The 16,704-nt window shown below is 67.8% G+C and carries 13 protein-coding genes and 1 pseudogene; 8 read left to right on the top strand and 6 right to left on the bottom strand.

From position 1 onward, the window contains the following. The first annotated feature begins 6 nt into the window (after positions 1–6). Together cls and RHM57_RS07205 are read left to right on the top strand one after the other, a co-directional pair. The gene (gene cls / locus RHM57_RS07210; RefSeq protein WP_322135855.1) at positions 7–1,461 is read left to right on the top strand and encodes a cardiolipin synthase; all 1,455 of its coding nucleotides are present in this window, start codon (positions 7–9) and stop codon (positions 1,459–1,461) included. A gap of 120 nt (positions 1,462–1,581) precedes the next feature. After that, on the top strand, positions 1,582–1,815 hold the full coding sequence (locus RHM57_RS07205) for a hypothetical protein (RefSeq protein WP_134446517.1): 234 nt from the start codon (positions 1,582–1,584) through the stop codon (positions 1,813–1,815). Positions 1,816–1,893: 78 nt separating this feature from the next. Here the strand turns inward: RHM57_RS07205 and RHM57_RS07200 are convergent, their stop codons facing one another. The 5 genes from RHM57_RS07200 to RHM57_RS07180 form a co-directional block, all read right to left on the bottom strand. Beyond that, the gene (locus tag RHM57_RS07200; RefSeq protein WP_134558416.1) at positions 1,894–2,622 is read right to left on the bottom strand and encodes a type 1 glutamine amidotransferase; all 729 of its coding nucleotides are present in this window, start codon (positions 2,620–2,622) and stop codon (positions 1,894–1,896) included. A 3-nt stretch (positions 2,623–2,625) separates the two neighbouring features. Continuing rightward, positions 2,626–3,888, bottom strand: coding sequence for a MurT ligase domain-containing protein (locus tag RHM57_RS07195; RefSeq protein ID WP_322135858.1), 1,263 nt, complete (start codon positions 3,886–3,888; stop codon positions 2,626–2,628). 6 nt (positions 3,889–3,894) lie between these two features. After that, positions 3,895–5,262, bottom strand: a complete 1,368-nt coding sequence (locus RHM57_RS07190; protein ID WP_134561085.1) for an RNA polymerase sigma factor — start codon at positions 5,260–5,262, stop codon at positions 3,895–3,897. Positions 5,263–5,508: 246 nt separating this feature from the next. Beyond that, the gene (locus tag RHM57_RS07185; protein WP_322135861.1) at positions 5,509–6,840 is read right to left on the bottom strand and encodes an MFS transporter; all 1,332 of its coding nucleotides are present in this window, start codon (positions 6,838–6,840) and stop codon (positions 5,509–5,511) included. 36 nt (positions 6,841–6,876) lie between these two features. Continuing rightward, positions 6,877–7,800, bottom strand: a complete 924-nt coding sequence (locus RHM57_RS07180; protein ID WP_322135862.1) for a PAC2 family protein — start codon at positions 7,798–7,800, stop codon at positions 6,877–6,879. A 133-nt stretch (positions 7,801–7,933) separates the two neighbouring features. Here RHM57_RS07180 and RHM57_RS07175 point away from each other — a divergent pair, with 133 nt between their 5' ends. The 3 genes from RHM57_RS07175 (at position 7,934) to RHM57_RS07165 (ending at position 12,430) form a co-directional block, all read left to right on the top strand. Continuing rightward, positions 7,934–9,421, top strand: coding sequence for a leucyl aminopeptidase (locus tag RHM57_RS07175; RefSeq protein ID WP_322135863.1), 1,488 nt, complete (start codon positions 7,934–7,936; stop codon positions 9,419–9,421). 140 nt (positions 9,422–9,561) lie between these two features. Continuing rightward, positions 9,562–10,935 carry a dihydrolipoyl dehydrogenase gene (lpdA, locus tag RHM57_RS07170; protein ID WP_322135864.1) on the top strand — a complete coding sequence of 458 codons (1,374 nt, stop codon included), beginning with the start codon at positions 9,562–9,564 and terminating at the stop codon, positions 10,933–10,935. A 70-nt stretch (positions 10,936–11,005) separates the two neighbouring features. Then, the gene (locus RHM57_RS07165; RefSeq protein WP_322135865.1) at positions 11,006–12,430 is read left to right on the top strand and encodes a 2-oxo acid dehydrogenase subunit E2; all 1,425 of its coding nucleotides are present in this window, start codon (positions 11,006–11,008) and stop codon (positions 12,428–12,430) included. A 73-nt stretch (positions 12,431–12,503) separates the two neighbouring features. On the opposite strand, the gene RHM57_RS07160 is transcribed toward RHM57_RS07165, so the two are convergent. Continuing rightward, positions 12,504–14,114: a hypothetical protein gene (locus tag RHM57_RS07160; RefSeq protein WP_322135866.1), complete on the bottom strand. Its 1,611-nt coding sequence runs from the start codon at positions 14,112–14,114 to the stop codon at positions 12,504–12,506. Positions 14,115–14,283: 169 nt separating this feature from the next. On the opposite strand from RHM57_RS07160, the gene lipB reads away from it, so the two are divergent. The 3 genes and pseudogenes from lipB (at position 14,284) to RHM57_RS07145 (ending at position 16,689) form a co-directional block, all read left to right on the top strand. After that, entirely contained in the window at positions 14,284–14,919 is a 636-nt protein-coding gene (gene lipB, locus RHM57_RS07155; protein WP_322135867.1) for a lipoyl(octanoyl) transferase LipB, read from the top strand. Next, positions 14,916–15,899 (top strand): annotated as a pseudogene (gene lipA, locus RHM57_RS07150) (lipoyl synthase); the annotation flags it as partial. The gene lipB and the pseudogene lipA, both read left to right, overlap by 4 nt. 79 nt (positions 15,900–15,978) lie before the next feature. Continuing rightward, positions 15,979–16,689 (top strand): DUF4191 domain-containing protein, encoded by a 711-nt coding sequence (locus RHM57_RS07145; RefSeq protein ID WP_134446506.1) that lies wholly within the window; start codon positions 15,979–15,981, stop codon positions 16,687–16,689. Positions 16,690–16,704 lie beyond the last annotated feature (15 nt).

Genomic DNA, 16,704 nt, shown 5'->3' with positions numbered 1-16,704 from the left:
ACCCGGATGCAGGATCTCGAAACCGTCGCTCTCGTCCTGATCATGGTGCACGTGATCGTCGGCTTCACGGCCACCGTGCTCGTGTCGGCGAACCGGTCGCCCGCGAGCGCGATCGCCTGGGTACTCACGATCGTCTTCATCCCCTACCTCGGAGCCGTCGCGTTCCTGCTCGTGGGGTTCGGACGGCTCCCCGCCCCTCGGCGGGACAAGCAACGCGAGGTCAACGAACTCATCCTGTCCCGGACGGAAGGGTTCCACCAGGTCAGCCACCGCGAACAGTGGCCGCAGTGGCTGCCGTCCGCGGTCCAGCTCAATGTCAACCTCGGTGCGCTGCCCATGGTCGGCGGCAACCGAGCCGCCTTGCTTCCGGACTACGAAGGATCCCTTGCTGCCATGACGGCGGCCGTCGACACCGCGACGGAGTACGTGCACGTCCAGTTCTACATCCTCGTGCTCGACAGCGTCACGGAGCCGTTCTTCGACGCGCTGCGCCGGGCGATCGCGCGGGGTGTCACCGTCCGGGTGCTCTCAGACCATCTCTCCGGGTTCCTCCTGCCCCGGCGGGCCGAGACACTCGCCGCCCTGTCGGACATGGGCGCCGAATGGCACGCCATGCTCCCGCTCCGGCCGTTGCGCGGGCACTGGCAACGACCCGACCTGCGCAACCACCGCAAACTCGTCGTCGTCGACGGTCGGATCGGGTTCACCGGTTCGCAGAACCTGATCGACCCGACCTACCTGAAGAAGAAGAATCTCGCGAGAGGCCTGCGCTGGCACGAGCTCATGGTGCGGCTCGACGGGCCGGTCGTCCGGGAGCTCGACGCCGTCTTCGTCACCGACTGGTACAGCGAGACAGATGCCCTGCTCCCGCTCGACACGACCCCGCTGCTGCTCGAGCCCCGGGTGGAGCGCCTGGACGCGCAAGTCGTCCCGAGCGGGCCGAGTTTCGAGAACGACAACAACCTGAAGCTCTACGCCCTGCTGATCCACAAGGCCGAACGCCGGGTGAGTATCACGAGCCCGTATTTCGTGCCGGAGGAGTCCACGCTCCTCGCGATCATCACCGCGGCGTCGCGCGGACTCGACGTCGAGCTGTTCGTCTCCGCTGTCGGAGACCAGGCCCTCGTCTACCACGCCCAGCGGTCGTACTACGAGGCATTGCTGCGCGCAGGCGTCTCCATCTACCTGTACCGAGCCCCGACGGTGCTGCATGCCAAGCACTTCACGATCGATGATGACATCGCCGTGATCGGATCGAGCAACATGGACATCCGCTCATTCCGTCTCAACATGGAGATTTCGGTGCTCGTCCACGGACGGGACTTCACAACCGGCATGCGGCTCGTCGAAGACGGCTACCGGGCCAACAGCGTCAGGCTCGAACTAGCCGACTGGCTCGCACGGCCGGTCACCCAGAAAATCGGTGACAGCCTGGCGCGACTCACCTCCTCACTGCAGTGAGCAATCCGCTACGCGGTAAGCGAAATGTAACCGAATCGACTCCTTATCGAGGCTCGGCCGTGTTTGTATAGGACCAAGTTCAATTGGTATCGCTTGGTATCAGTCTGGAGGAGGAAAAAAATGTCCCAGATCGCAGCACATGGTGCCATCGAAAACCAGAGCGCCACGCACCAGCTCACGGCCGCCGACAGGTGTGACGCGTGTGGCGCGCAGGCGTACATTCGCGTCAGCGTCAACAACAGCGAACTGATGTTCTGCGCCCACCACGGTCGCAAGCACCAGGAAAAACTCTCCGCCATCGCGGACAGCTGGCACGACGAGTCCAGCAGGCTCCTCGAAGACCAGCGTTCGTAACGCGACAGGCAGTACGACCGGAAACGGCGTCGACGCGACTGAGGTCGCGGCGGCGCCGTTTTCTTGTCCGCTGTGCCTCTAGGAGTCCGCGTCGAGGCTGAGGGTGGAGACCACGACGGCCGTCGCGGCCTCCGCGATCGCATCGGCGGCAGCTGCGCGCTCCGAACGCACATAGACGCCGCCTGCCCGCGTGACCGCTGCGGAGAGGATATGGTCCGCCAGACCCGGATTGCGGGCGAGGACCGGACCGTGCAGGTGCGTGCCGAGGAAGCTCCCCATTCGGAGACCCTCCGTCTTCGCCCCGTTGCCCACGCCGCTGAGCACCCGGCCGAGAACGGATGCCTCCGCTCCGACGTAGCTGCGGGCGTGGTTCTCGAAGCCCACGAGCCGGCCGAACGCTGATTCGACGACAAGGTCGCCCGTCGCACGCTCCGCGAGCGGGACAGCACGCCCCGCGACGAGACCGAGACCTTCGACGACGCTGCCGTCCGCGAGTTCGACTCCCCAGCTCAGGAGTTCCCAGCCGGTTCCGACCGCGAGCACGGGAACGCCCGCCGTTGTCCACGCGCGCAGAGCATTGACCAGGGGGGCCAGGAGATCGCGCGTCGCCAGGAGGTCGGAGTCGTTTCCGGAACCGATCACGATCGCGTCGACCTTGCTCGGGAGTTCCTCGAGCGACCTGACCGGCACGATGGTCGCGTCGAAGCCGGCCCAGCGGGCGCGCTGTGCGAGCACGCGTGCGTTGGCGGCGTCCCCGTTGGTGTCGAGGAGTTCGGGAAGCACGGACAGTATCGTGAGTGCGCGCATGGCTCAACCCTCCCGGTTCGAGGCGAGGCCGAGGTGTGCGCGGGTGCGCCGCATCGAATCCGCCGAGAAGATGATGGTCTTGATGCCGTGCTCCGGATCCGGCAGGGCCAGGAAGTCGTCGAGTGCCCGGCCGAGGTCTGGCTCGATCCGGTCGACGACAACCCCGTCGTATGCGAGCTGCAGTGCAATGTCGTGGGCCTTCGATCCAGACACGATCAGCACCCGGCCGAGGCCGGAGGTGTCGACCGGCCAGAAGTATGACGGATCGCGGACATCGGACCCGATAGCGACCAGGACCTGGTCGAGGCCGGGTTCGAGGCTGTCGACGTTGAGCTGGAAGCTCGCCGGGTTCTGCACGAGCACGAACTCGACGCGGCGGCCGCGGACGGTGACGATCTCGCCCCTGCCGAAGACGGGCGGGATCGCGGATACGGCGGCGCAGGCCGTTGCCGCGTCGAAGCGGTCCCCGAGAGCGGCCCGGGCGGCCGCGATCGCGGTGAGTGCGTCCACGGCGTAGTGCACGCCGCGCGCAGGCAAGCCGAGGTCGAAGGACCGGCCGTCGAGCAGGACCGAAGCCGAGCGACCGGAGACGCGCGTGAGCAGGATGCCGCCGACCGGCGGCATCCGCTCGGACGCGGTCACGCTGTAGCCGAGACCGCGCGGGTTCTCCGCGAGGATCTCCGCCGTCACACCGTAGCGGGCCACGGCGGCCGGGCCGTCGAGGTGGTCGACGAGGCCGAGGAGGGACGCGTCGTCTGCGTTGATGACGACGGTCCCGCTCGCACGGTTCGCGATCCTGGCCAGCATGGCCACGACCATGTCGGAGTCGTGGAAACGGTCGATCTGGTCGACCATGACGTTCGTCAGTGCCACGACCCGGGGGTTGAGCGTCGCCGAGATGAGGGCGCCGTGCCCCTCATCCATTTCGAGCACGGCCATGTCACCGTGGATCCGACCGGTGAGGCTGACCTCCTCGAGCAGGGCGGAGGTGAGTCCCTGGCTGATGTTGGCGGTCGACTGGTTCGTGAACACCGTGACGCCGTGCGCACGGAGGGCCGCGACGAGCATCTTGGTGGTCGTGGACTTGCCGCTCGAGCCGGACACGATCACGAGACCGTCTGGAAAGCCGTTCAGAACGCTCGCGAGGAACCCCGGAGCGATCTTGTTGACGACGAGGCCGGGAACCGCGGATCCCCCGCCCGGCTTTCGCCAGCGCGCGAGGACCCGCACAGTTCGGCCGACCAGGATTGCCGGTGCATAGCGCACGGGATTCTATTCGAGGTAGTCGCGTAGTGACTGCGACCGCGACGGGTGACGCAGCTTGGCCATCGTCTTGGATTCGATCTGGCGGATGCGCTCGCGGGTCACTCCGAAGGTGTCACCGATCTGGTCGAGCGTCTTGGGCATGCCGTCGCCGAGGCCGAAGCGCATCCGGATCACGCCGGCTTCGCGCTCGGAGAGCGAGTCGAGCAGGCTCTCGAGCTGCTTCTGCAGCATGGTGAATCCGACGGCGTCCGCGGGGACGACGGCCTCGGTGTCCTCGATGAGGTCACCGAATTCGCTGTCGCCGTCTTCGCCGAGCGGGGTGTGCAGGGAGATCGGTTCGCGGCCGTACTTCTGCACCTCGACGACCTTTTCCGGGGTCATGTCGAGTTCGCGGCTCAGTTCTTCCGGCGTGGGTTCGCGACCGAGGTCCTGGAGCATCTGGCGCTGCACGCGGGCGAGCTTGTTGATGACCTCGACCATGTGCACGGGAATGCGGATGGTACGGGCCTGGTCGGCCATGGCGCGTGTGATCGCCTGGCGGATCCACCACGTGGCGTATGTGGAGAACTTGAAGCCCTTGGTGTAGTCGAACTTCTCGACGGCGCGGATCAGTCCAAGGTTGCCTTCCTGGATCAGGTCGAGGAACTGCATTCCACGGCCCGTGTAGCGCTTGGCGAGCGAGACGACGAGGCGCAGGTTCGCACCCAGAAGGTGGCTCTTGGCGCGCGCGCCGTCCTTGGCGACCCAGAGGAGTTCGCGCCCGAGCGCACTCTTCTTTTCCGCGTCGGTCATCTGGGACATCTTGTCCTCTGCGAACAGCCCGGCCTCGATGCGCATGGCGAGCTCGACCTCTTCGGCCGCGTTCAACAGGGCGACCTTGCCGATCTGCTTCAGGTAGTCCTTGACGGGGTCTGCCGTTGCGCCGGTGATGGCGCTCGAGTAGACGGGGACCTCGTCCTCGTCGTCGACGAGGGACAGGACGAGCGCGCCGCTCGGGAGGGGCTCCGTCGGCGTCTTCTTGCCGTGGTCGTCGTCGTTGTGGTCGTCTTCGACCTCATCGTGACCGTTCAGGTCGTCGTGGTCGTCCGCGCCGGCCTTGGACTTCGCGCCGGCCCGCTTGCGCGGCGTGCGGTGCTCGTCATCGTCGTCGTCATCGTCGTCGTTGCCTGAACCGGCAGCAGCGACGGCGGCGGCATCGGATGCAGCTGCCGCTGCGGCTGCCTTCGCGACGGCGGCCTTGGTGGGGGCGCGCTTGATGGCGGGGGCCTTCGCCGCTGCCTTGCGGGCCGGGGCCTTGGCGGGGGCCTTCTTCGCGGCATCCGTCTCGGCAACGGTGGTCTCTTCGGTTGGCTCGGTCTTTGTGCGGGTTGCCATTCGAACACCTCTCATGCCGTCGGGTGTGCACCGGCGGCGCTGCCCGCAGGTGCGGTGAACCGGGGGAAACGGTCCGTGCGCCAAGCCGGGCAGATATGGATTTTGGGCAGTACTAGGACCCATGTCAAGTCCCGGGCTGCGCACCATCAACTGGTAACGGTGCACCCAGGACCAGAACGGGCCCTATTGACAATTATTGCATGCTTTGTGTATATAACGAGCCAGTTCACGGCCTCTCGAACACGCTCAGCGCGAACGCGGACGCCGCCAGGCCCGCGCCACGGCGATCCAGAGGGGCGCCACCTCGACGCCCTCGTCGCGGGACAACAGGAATCGGGTGCGGCGCCGGGCGCGGAGCAGGAACACGACGCCGATCCCGACGACCAGGAACTGCACGAGGAAGGCGACCCGGAAGGATTCCAGGGAGTACAGGTTGCTCGGCGCTCCCCCGGCGACTCGCCAGCCATTCTGAAGGTCGAGCAGGACCCCGATCAGGTACACCATCACGAAACTCGCCGTGAAGCCGCCGACGTTCACGACGCCGTTGGCCGAGCCGTGGCTGCGTTTCGGATTGAAGCTGCGAGCGAAGTCGAACCCGATCAGGGAGCCAGGGCCGCCGATTCCGAGGGTGACGAGGAGTAGGATGATGAGCCAGAACGGTGGCGTTCCCGGCCAGGCGAGGACGACGGTCCAGGCCGCCGCCATCAGGATGACAACGGCGAGCACGATGTTGCTGCGGCGCTGGGGGTAGCGTGCGGTGAGGATGCCCAGGATGGGGCCGAAAACCATGCCGGCCGCGACGAGCACCATCAGCATCGAGGCGGCAAGAGCGGGGTCGTAGCCGAGGCCGTAGACCATGAAGGGGAAACCCCAGAGCATGCTGAAAACGGTTCCTGGCGACTGCGTCACGTAGTGCGACCAGAATCCGAGCTGCGTTCCCGGCCTGCGGAAGCTCTTCTTGAGCAGCACGAGCGCCTCCCGCAGGCTCGTCGGCCGAGCCTCGTCCGTCGATCCCACCGGCCGGTCCTCGATCACGACGATCACGACGACGAGCGCGACGACGGCGACGGATGCCGCGGACAGGAACGCGGGCGTCCAGCCGAAGGTGTGCAGCACCCAGGCGAGCGGAACGGCGGAGAGGACCTGGCCGAGCTGGCCGATGTTGCCGAGCCACTGCGAAAGCTGGGGCACAAGGGGGCCGTCGAACCAGGATCCGATCAGGCGGATCATGGAGATGAAGATGGCGGCGTCTCCCGCACCGACGAGCATCCGACCGGCGACGGCGGCGGTGATGTCGGTGGAAAACGCGAGGGTGACCTGTCCGCCGATCATCAGCGTTGTCCCGACGATCACGAGGATCCGGGGTCCGAACCGGTCGATGAGCACCCCGACAGGCACCTGCGCCGCTGCGTAGACCACGAGCTGCACGACGGCGAGGCTGGAGAGCAGCGCGGCGGTGCCGCCGAAGCGCTCAGACGCCGCGACTCCGGCGACGCCGAGCGACGTGCGCTGCAGGACTGCCGATAGGTACGCGAACGACCCGATGGAGAAGATGAGCCAGGAGCGACGGGAGTTCATTGCTCCCAATCTATCCGGTCCGGGCCGTTCCTCGGCTCAGGCGCCCGTGCCGTCGTCGCGGCTGCGGCGGGTCGCGAGGAAGTTCTCGAGTTCTGCTGCGATCTCGTCGGCGCTGGGAAGCTCGCCATCTTCATCGGTCAGGGGCGACCGCACGCTGCTGCCCTCCATGTAGGTGTCGTAGCGTTCCTCGAGGGTGCCAACGAGCTTCGCGAGCTCCGGGTTCTCGCGCACCTGTTCGTCGATCCGATTGATGAAATCGCGATTCTGCTCGCGGAGCTGGTCCGTCGGGAAGATCAGGCCGGTTGCCGCGCTCGTGCTCTCGAGGGCGGACAGCGCTGCAGCCGGGAATTCGGTGTCTGCGAGGTAGTGCGGGACGAGCAGCACGAACCCGACGACCGCGGCGCCGCTCTCGTGCAGGCGCAACTCCACGAGGTGCAGGACATTGGACGGAACCTGGGTGTGCGGACGCCAGACGGACATGCCCTCGATCAGGTCTGAGCGGGTGCCGCTCACGGTGACGCCGATCGGGCGGGTATGCGGAACCGGCATCGGGATCGAGTGCACCCACGTCGTCGCTGCGACGCGGAAACGCTTGCCGATCTCGAGGACGGCGGCGGTGAACTGCTCCCAGCGGAAGTCCGGTTCGAAACCGCACAGCAGCAGGAACGGCTGGCCGATCTCGTCGTGCGCGAGGTAGAGCCGAAGCACCGGCGGCTGGTAGCCGGTGAGGTGGTCGCGATCGAAGTAGATGATCGGCCGCCTGGCCCGGTAGTCGAGGAGGACATCCGCGTCGAAGGACGCGATCAGCGTGTGGGTGAGGTTTCCGAGCAGGTATTCGGTGAACTGCGCCACCGCTCCCCCGGCGTCTGCGAACCCGGTCAGGCCCGCGACGAGGTTCAGGCCCTCGGGCACGGATGCCGATTCAGCCGTCAGCTCGTAGATGTCACCAGGATCGCGCATGCCGTTAACACTAGGCCGCGTCCTCGCGGCCGGGTGGGAATCCGCGGGTCCCCGCATAGTGCCGTAAGCGAACAGGCCACGCAGGCATCACCGGCCGAACGGGCCGCACAGGGGCGGCCAGTAGCATCGAAGGATGACCGCTCCCGTTCTCTCCGTGTCCGCACAACCCGCCATCGAATCAACCGCCGACGTCCTGATCGTGGGCGCGCTCCAGTCCGCAGACTCCGCGGTGCTCTTCGCCGACCCGGCGTTCACGGCCCTGTCCACCGTCCTCGCCGACCTCGGCGTCACGGGCGCACGGGACCAGGTGGTCCGCATTCCGGCATCCGTCGGCGGCGCGCGCACGATCGCAATCGTCGGACTCGGCAAGGACGCCGGTGTCGACGCCCTGCGCGCGGCCGCCGGTTCCGCCGTCCGCCAGCTGACCGGCGTCGAGAGCGTCGCCTTCGCGTTCCCGCTCGCGAGCACCGCCGAGCTCACCGCCGTCGTAGAGGGCGCCGCGCTCGGAGCCTATTCGTACACGGAGTACCGCCAGGCGTCCCTCGCCGGCACCCGGCTTCCCGCCGGCCGCGTCACCGTGCACAGTGCGCTCGACGGAACGGACGCCGTCGCCCACGCCCTCGTCGTGTCGGAGGCCGTCGCCCTCGTCAAGGACCTCGTGAACATGCCGGCGTCCGATCTGTACCCCGAGGCACTCGCCGACCGCGCAGTCGCCGCCGCCGCAGACCTGCCCGTCACGGTCAGGGTCTGGGACGAGGCCGAACTCGCCGCCGACGGTTTCGGCGGCATCGCCGGCGTCGGCCAGGGTTCCACCCGTCCGCCGCGCCTGGTCAAGGTCAGCTACGCGCCCGAAACCGCGAGCCGTCACATCGCCCTCGTCGGCAAGGGCATCACCTTTGACACCGGCGGACTCTCCCTCAAGCCGGCCGGCTCCATGGTCGGCATGAAATACGACATGACCGGCGCTGCAACGGTGCTCGCTGTCGTGCTCGCCGCGGCCCGCCTCTCCCTCGACGTGCGCATCACTGCGTGGCTCTGCATCGCGGAGAACATGCCGTCCGGCAATGCGATCCGCCCGAACGACGTCCTTCGCATCCGCGGCGGCCGCACGGTCGAGGTGCTCAACACGGATGCCGAGGGTCGTCTCGTCCTCGCCGACGGGCTTGTCGCAGCGGGTGAGGAAGAACCCGACGCGATCATCGATGTCGCCACCCTGACGGGAGCCGCCATCGTCGCCCTCGGCAACCGCTACTACGGCGTCATGGGTGAAGACGCCCTCGTCGCCCGCGTGCTCGCCGCCGGTGCCGGTGTCGGTGAACAGCTGTGGGCGATGCCGCTCCCCGACGAGCTCCGCGCCACGCTGAACTCCGACGTCGCCGACATAGCGAACGCCAAGATGGGCTCGAGTGCCGGCGGAATGCTCCTCGCCGCCGTCTTCCTGCGCGAGTTCATCGGGACCCGCGGGACCGGGGACGATGCCGCGACCATCCCCTGGGCGCACCTCGACATCGCCGGACCTGCGCACAACACCGGAGGCGGCTGGGGCTTCACGAACGCGGGTCCCACCGGCGTTTCGGTGCGCGCTTTGCTGCGTCTGGCCGAGGACTTTTCGCGCCCGTAGTACAGTCGAGGTGGCATGGGGAAGAAAGCGCCCGGCTCACGGGTGTCATCGATTCCCGTCCCGCAGACTTTTTGTGCTTTTCCGCTTGTGAGTACGCGCTTGTGTCCAGCGCCCGTATGTGAATAAAAGGGAGTCCCTGAGTGTCGGAACAGAATTTTGACCTTGTCGTTCTCGGTGGAGGAAGCGGTGGCTACGCAGCAGCGTTGCGCGCCGTCCAGCTCGGCCTGACCGTCGGCCTGATCGAGAAGGGAAAACTCGGCGGCACCTGCCTGCACGTCGGGTGTATCCCGACGAAGGCCCTGCTGCACTCGGCCGAGGTGGCCGATGTCAGCAGGGAAGCCGCGAAGTACGGCGTGAAGACCCAGTTCGAGGGCATCGACATGGCGACCGTCACGGCCTTCCGTGAGGGAATCGTCGCATCCAAGTACAAGGGCCTCCAGGGCCTGATCAAGGCACGCGGCATCACCGTCATCCAGGGCGAAGGCCGCCTCGTGGCGCCGAACACCGTCCAGGTCGGCGACGACCGCATCGTCGGCAAGAACGTCGTCCTCGCCACCGGCTCGTACTCGCGATCCCTCCCGGGCCTCGAGATCGGCGGCCGCGTCATATCGAGTGAGCAGGCCCTCGAGTTGAACTTCGTCCCGAACAAGGTCGCCGTGCTCGGCGGCGGCGTCATCGGAGTCGAATTCGCGAGCGTCTGGAAGTCCTTCGGTGCAGACGTCACCATCATCGAGGCGCTGCCGCACCTCGTCCCGAACGAAGAGGAATCGGTCTCCAAGCAGCTTGAGCGCGCCTTCCGCAAGCGCGGGATCGAGTACTCGCTCGGCATCCGTTTCCAGAGCGTGACCCAGCACGAGAACGGCGTTGTCGTCACCCTCGAGAACGGCTCGACCGTCGAGGCCGAGATCCTGCTCGTCGCCGTCGGACGCGGACCGGTCACGGCCGGACTCGGCTTCGACGAGGTCGGCGTGGCGATGGATCGCGGCTTCGTCCTCACGGACGAACGCCTCGCGACGAACATCCCCGGCGTCTACGCCGTCGGCGACATCGTTCCCGGCCTGCAGCTCGCGCACCGCGGCTTCCAGCAGGGCATCTTCGTCGCCGAGGAGATCGCCGGCCTCAACCCGATCATCGTCGAAGACCTGAACATCCCGAAGGTCACATACTGCGACCCCGAGATCGCGTCCGTCGGCTACTCCGAGGCGAAGGCCTCCGAGAAGTTCGGCGCAGACCAGGTTTCGTCCTACGAGTACAACCTCGGCGGCAACGGCAAGAGCTCGATCCTCGGCACGAGCGGTTCGATCAAGGTCGTCCGGGTCAACGACGGCCCGATCGTCGGCATCCACATGATCGGCGCGCGCGTCGGCGAGCTCATCGGCGAAGGCCAGCTCGTCGTGAACTGGGAGGCGTACCCGGAGGACATCGCCCCGTTCCTGCACGCGCACCCGACCCAGAACGAAGCGCTCGGCGAGGCATTCCTGGCCCTGGCCGGGAAGCCCCTCCACGCGATGTAGCCGTTTCCCGGCTACCGACCGTCTATAAGCTAAGTACAGATCACATAATGGTTTTGAAGGAGACAAACGCATGAGCGAATCCGTTAGCCTTCCGGCACTCGGTGAGAGTGTCACAGAGGGTACGGTTACCCGCTGGCTGAAGAACGTGGGCGACCGCGTCGAGGTCGACGAGCCCCTGTTGGAAGTATCGACCGACAAGGTGGACACGGAGATCCCGTCCCCCGTTGCCGGCATCATCGAAGCGATCCTGGTTCAGGAGGACGAAACCGTCGAGGTGGGTACCGCCCTGGTCCTGATCGGTGACGGTTCGGCCGCCGCCGCTCCCGCACCGGTCGCAGCTCCCGTGGTCGAGGCCCCGGTCGCGGCTCCCGTGGTCGAGGCGCCTGCAGCCACCGCTCCCGTCGCAGCCCCGGTCTACGCACCCGCCCCGGTCGCAGCACCCGTCGCACCGCCCGTCGCCCAGCCGGTCTACGCCCCGGTCCCCGTCGCAGCACCGGCACCGGTCTTTGCGCCGGTTCCCGTTGCGGCTCCGGCAGCGGTCGCAGCGCCTGCGCCCGTCGCGGCACCCGTCGTGGCAGAGCCCGCCGTCTCCCGTGGCTCCCACGCAGGCACCTCCGGCTACGTGACCCCGATCGTCCGCAAGCTCGCGAACGAGGCCGGCGTCGACCTGTCCAGCGTCACCGGAACCGGTGTCGGCGGACGTATCCGCAAGCAGGACATCACGGCAGCCATCCCGGCCGCCGGCGCCGCGGCATCCGCCCCGGCATTCGAGGTCTCGCCGCTGCGCGGCACCTCCAAGCCGATGTCCCGGCTCCGCAAGGTCGTCGCCGAGCGCGCCGTCATCTCGATGCAGTCGTCGGCCCAGCTGACGACCGTCGTCGAGGTCGACGTCACGCGCGTCGCGATCTTCCGCGACAAGGTCAAGGCATCCTTCTTCGAGAAGACCGGCAACAAGCTGTCCTTCCTGCCGTTCTTCGCCCTTGCCGCCGCAGAAGCACTCCAGGCGAACCCGATCATCAACGCCACGATCGACGGCGACACGATCGTGTACCCGGCTCAGGAGAACATCAGCATCGCCGTAGACACCGAGCGCGGTCTGCTCACCCCGGTCGTGCGTAACGCCGCGGAACTCGACCTGGCCGGATTCGCGGCCCAGATCGCCGACCTCGCCCAGCGCACGCGGGACAACAAGCTCAAGCCCGACGAGCTGTCCGGTGGCACCTTCACGCTGACCAACACCGGTTCGCGCGGGGCACTGTTCGACACCCCCGTCGTGTTCCTGCCGCAGAGCGCGATCCTCGGAACGGGCGTCGTCTACAAGAAGCCGCTCGTCGTGTCGAGCGGTGGCCTCGACGCCATCGCGATCCGCTCCTCGGTCTACCTGGCGTTGTCCTACGACCACCGCATCATCGATGGCGCGGATGCCTCACGCTTCCTCGTCACGATGAAGCAGCGTCTCGAGGCGGGCGACTTCGAAGCCAACCTCGGCATCTGAGTCGGCCAGTCGGCATGTCCGGCTAGCCGGCACGTTCTGCTAGCCGGCACGTTCTGCTAGCCGGCACGTTCTGCTAGCCGGCACCGAAGAACTCGCGTAATCGCCAACCGGCCTCGCCCTTGACCACAAGGACGGAGGCCGGTTTGTCGTTTCCGGGTGCCGCTCCGCCGACGGACAGGGCCACGAGCGCGAGATTCCCGATCCGGTTGACGACCGTCGGTAGGGAACCGTCGACGGTCGGGGCGCTGCTGTCGTGTGGATATCCCGTCGCGCTGCCCGTCGCACCGTCCGACGCGTGCCCGATCAGGGCGCTGGCCCCTGCCAGTGCCGGAGAGTCCGGTTGGGACACTTCCGCAAGGCACTCCCGATCCGCCGTGACGAGACACAGGGCCCGTATGCGGAGCAGCGCAGCGGTGGCAGCGGCGGGGTCCTCGCCCCGCAGGACGACCTGGTCAGCAGTGGTCGGACCCGTGGCGAGCCCTCCCCCGCTCCCGAGTGCAGACCGCGGAGGAACAGCGCCGACCGAAGACGGGTGCGCACCCGAGCTGAGTGCCGGTGGGGCGAGCGCTGTCCAGGCGCCGACGACGAGGATGACGGCGACGGACGCTCCGGCCAGGATCAGGCCTCGGCGCCGCCAGCGGGCGGGGTCGTCCGCGGCCGTCCACGTGCCCCGGCGCGTCGACGGCCGGGGACTTCGCTCAGGACCCGGTCTCGTTCCAGGTCCGAAGGAGTGCGCCGCCCGGCCGCGGTGCGCCCGCGGCGCAGGCACCACGCGCCGGATTCCCGTCAGCCGTCCTCCGATGGTCCCGGCGACCTGAACCGCCCAGGCCCGCAGAAGCGGCCAGACGCGCGCGTCCAGCGCGGCCTCGAGGCTCGCCAGCGGACCCTGGCCGGGGGAACGCCCCCGGATGTCCGTCGACGTCCCGTGTCCCGGGGCGACGTCGTGCCCGCCGAACCGGACCGGTGCCGCGGGAGACCATTCGAACAGCGCCCGCTCGAGTCCGGCAAGCGCCTCCCGGTACGTGCCAGAGCGCCAGGCCGCGAACAGGGCGTCGGCCGGCGGCTGCCCGCGCTTCGCGACCCGGTCGAGAACGGCCTGCACAACATCACCGCAGGCGCACCTGGCCTCGCCCTGCAGTTCGTCGCGGTCCTGCCCCGGCGGCGGCAGGTCCCGCAAACCGCCCAGGCCCCCGACGACCGGTCGGCCCGCACCGTCGAACCGGATCACACCCGGGCTGATCCCCGGATGCAGCCAGCCCCCGTCGTAGAGCCGCGCAACGGCCGCGAGCACCGGCGCCAGGATCGTGACCGCCTCCCCCGGGTCCAGCAATCGCTCGCAGGCCAGGACCGCCCCGAGCGCCCCGCCACGGTCCTCGGCCAGGACGAGGCAGACCCGGCCGTCCGGCAACGTCGCAACGTCCAGCAACCGGCCCACCCCGCCGTCCGGGATGCTCTCGAGGGCGCGCACCTCCCTGTCGATCGCCGCGCCGCCGGTGCCTGCGCCCACCGCGTGCACCTCACGGAACACCTTGAGAACGACGACCTCCCTCTGGCCGTCGATCCCGCCTTCGGCAGAGGCACCGAGGTAGACGTCGGACAGGTCACCAGAGCCGATGCGCCTCAGCACCCGGTATCCGGCGACGTTTCCGACGGCATCCGCTGGCTGCGCTTCGGAGTCCCCCACCACGGCAGGGGACTCCGCAGCAGGCGTCCTACTCCGCCGACTTCCCGCACGTCTCGTCACGCGGCGATCTTCGCCCGCTGAGAGCCGGCGGCAAGCCCACTCAGGACAGGCTGTGCACACTCCGGCCGATCCGGTAGCTGGTGAGGACGGGCTGACCTAGACTGGCCCAATGCTCGACTTTCTCGTCGCGGGGCTAAGCGCCAACTCCGTGCCGTATCTCGTGGGCCTTGAGCTCCAGCGCACCGTCCATCGTGCCGTTGTTTCCGGGGAACGCCCGGACACCGTCATCTTCCTCGAACACCCCGCCGTGTACACCGCGGGTAGACGCACGTCCGACGACGAGCGGCCGACGGACGGAACTCCCGTCATCGACACCGACCGGGGCGGCAAGATCACCTGGCACGGTCCCGGCCAGCTCGTCGGCTACCCCATCCTCCGCCTCGCCGAACCCATCGACGTCGTCGGGTACGTCCGACGCCTCGAAGGCATCCTCATCGATGTCCTCGCCGGGTTCGGAGTCGACGCTTGTCGCGTCACCGGACGGTCCGGGGTCTGGGTCGGCCGTCCCGGCTTCGAGGACAAGATCGCCGCCATTGGAATCCGGGTCGCCGAAGGCGTGACCATGCACGGCTTCGCGCTCAATTGCAACAACTCCCTCGAACCCTACGACCACATCATCGCCTGTGGCATCCGCGACGCCGGCATCACCACGATCTCCCGCGTCCTCGGCCGGGAGGTGACACCGGAGCAACTGGTGGAACCGATCCGGGCCCGTTTCGCCGCGGAACTGGTGGCTGCCGCGTGAGCGCCGTGCCAGAGGGCCGCAAGATGCTGCGGCTCGAGATCCGCAACATGGAATCCCCCATCGAACGCAAACCCGCCTGGATCAAGACGGTCGCCAAGATGGGACCGGAATACCGGAAGCTCCAGGACCTCGTCAAGGGCGAGAACCTGCACACCGTGTGCCAGGAAGCCGGTTGCCCGAACATCTTCGAATGCTGGGAGGACCGCGAGGCGACCTTCCTCATCGGTGGCTCGCAGTGCACCCGGCGCTGCGACTTCTGCCAGATCGACACGGGCAAGCCTGCGGAGTACGACACCGACGAACCGAGACGGGTCGCGGAATCCGTCGTCGCGATGAACCTTCGGTACGCCACGGTGACCGGCGTCGCCCGTGACGACCTTCCCGACGAGGGTGCCTGGCTGTACGCCGAGACGATCCGGCAGATCCACGCGCAGAGCCCCGGTACGGGAGTGGAGATCCTCGTCCCGGACTTCTCCGGCAACCCCGACCTGCTCGGCGAGGTGTTCTCGGCAAAGCCGGAGGTCTTCGCGCACAACGTCGAGACGGTCCCGCGCATCTTCAAACGCATCCGCCCGGCCTTCCGTTACGACCGTTCCCTCGACGTGATCACCCAGGGCCGCGACGCCGGCCTCATCACCAAGTCGAACCTGATCCTCGGCATGGGCGAGGAGCGAGCCGAGGTCAGCCAGGCGCTCCAGGACCTCCACGACGCCGGAACCGACATCATCACCATCACCCAGTACCTGCGGCCGAGCGCCCGGCACCTCCCCGTCGCCCGGTGGGTGCGGCCGGAGGAGTTCGTCGAGCTGAATGCCGAAGCGGAAGCCATCGGATTCCTCGGGGTGCTCTCCGGTCCGCTCGTGCGCTCCTCCTACCGGGCAGGACGCCTCTGGGCGCAGTCGATGCTCGCGACGAACCGCGAGGTGCCCGCCGAGCTCCGCCACCTGGCGGATGCCTCCCTCGGCTTCGCCCAGGCCGTCGCCCGCCCAGGCGGCATCGTCGCTGACTCGACCGAAAATCGGTCATCGGAGATTCTGGCGACTCGGTAAACTCGACATCATGGCACGCAGCAAGGACAAGACTCCCAAACCCCACAAGGAACCCGGCCGCATCAAGCAGATGTGGCAGGTGTTCCAGATGACCCGGCGGTACGATTCCAAAATCGTTCCGCTCCTCCTCGTGGGCTTCTTCGTGCCGCTCGTGGCGTCGATCATCGTCGCGATCGTTGCGACGGACGGAAACGTTCTCACGCTGGTCCTCTGGATCATCGCCGGACTCCTCGCCGGGGTGCTCGCGGTGCTGATCATCCTCGGCCGTCGTGCCGAGAAGGCCGCCTATTCCCAGATCGAAGGCCAGCCCGGCGCCGTCGGCGCCGTGCTGCGCAGCTCCCTCAAGGGCGGCTGGGTCGGCAGCGAGATGCCCATCGCCGTCAACGGCAAGACCCAGGACGCGGTCTACCGTGCGGTCGGTCGCGGCGGCGTCGTCCTGATCAGCGAGGGCCCGCGCACCCGGACCGCGCGCATGCTCGAGGAGGAACGCCGCACGGTCACCCGTCTCGGCGGTCACGTGCCCGTCACAGTCCTCTCCGTCGGTCCGGACTCCGACGCCGTGCCGTTGCACAAGCTCGCGAGCCGTCTGCGCAAGATCAAGCCGAGCCTGACCAAGGCAGAGGTGCTCGCCGTCAACAACCGGCTGAGCTCGATCACGAAGAAGCTTCCGATCCCGAAGGGTGTCGATCCCACCAAGGCCCGCCCCCAGCGCGGCAACTAGGCGCGTCCACCCATC

The sequence above is a fragment of the Cryobacterium sp. 10S3 genome, assembly GCF_034344045.1.
Lineage (GTDB): Bacteria > Actinomycetota > Actinomycetes > Actinomycetales > Microbacteriaceae > Cryobacterium > Cryobacterium glucosi.
Note: the sequence above shows the minus strand (reverse complement) of the source record. Positions and strands in the feature narration are given on the sequence as shown.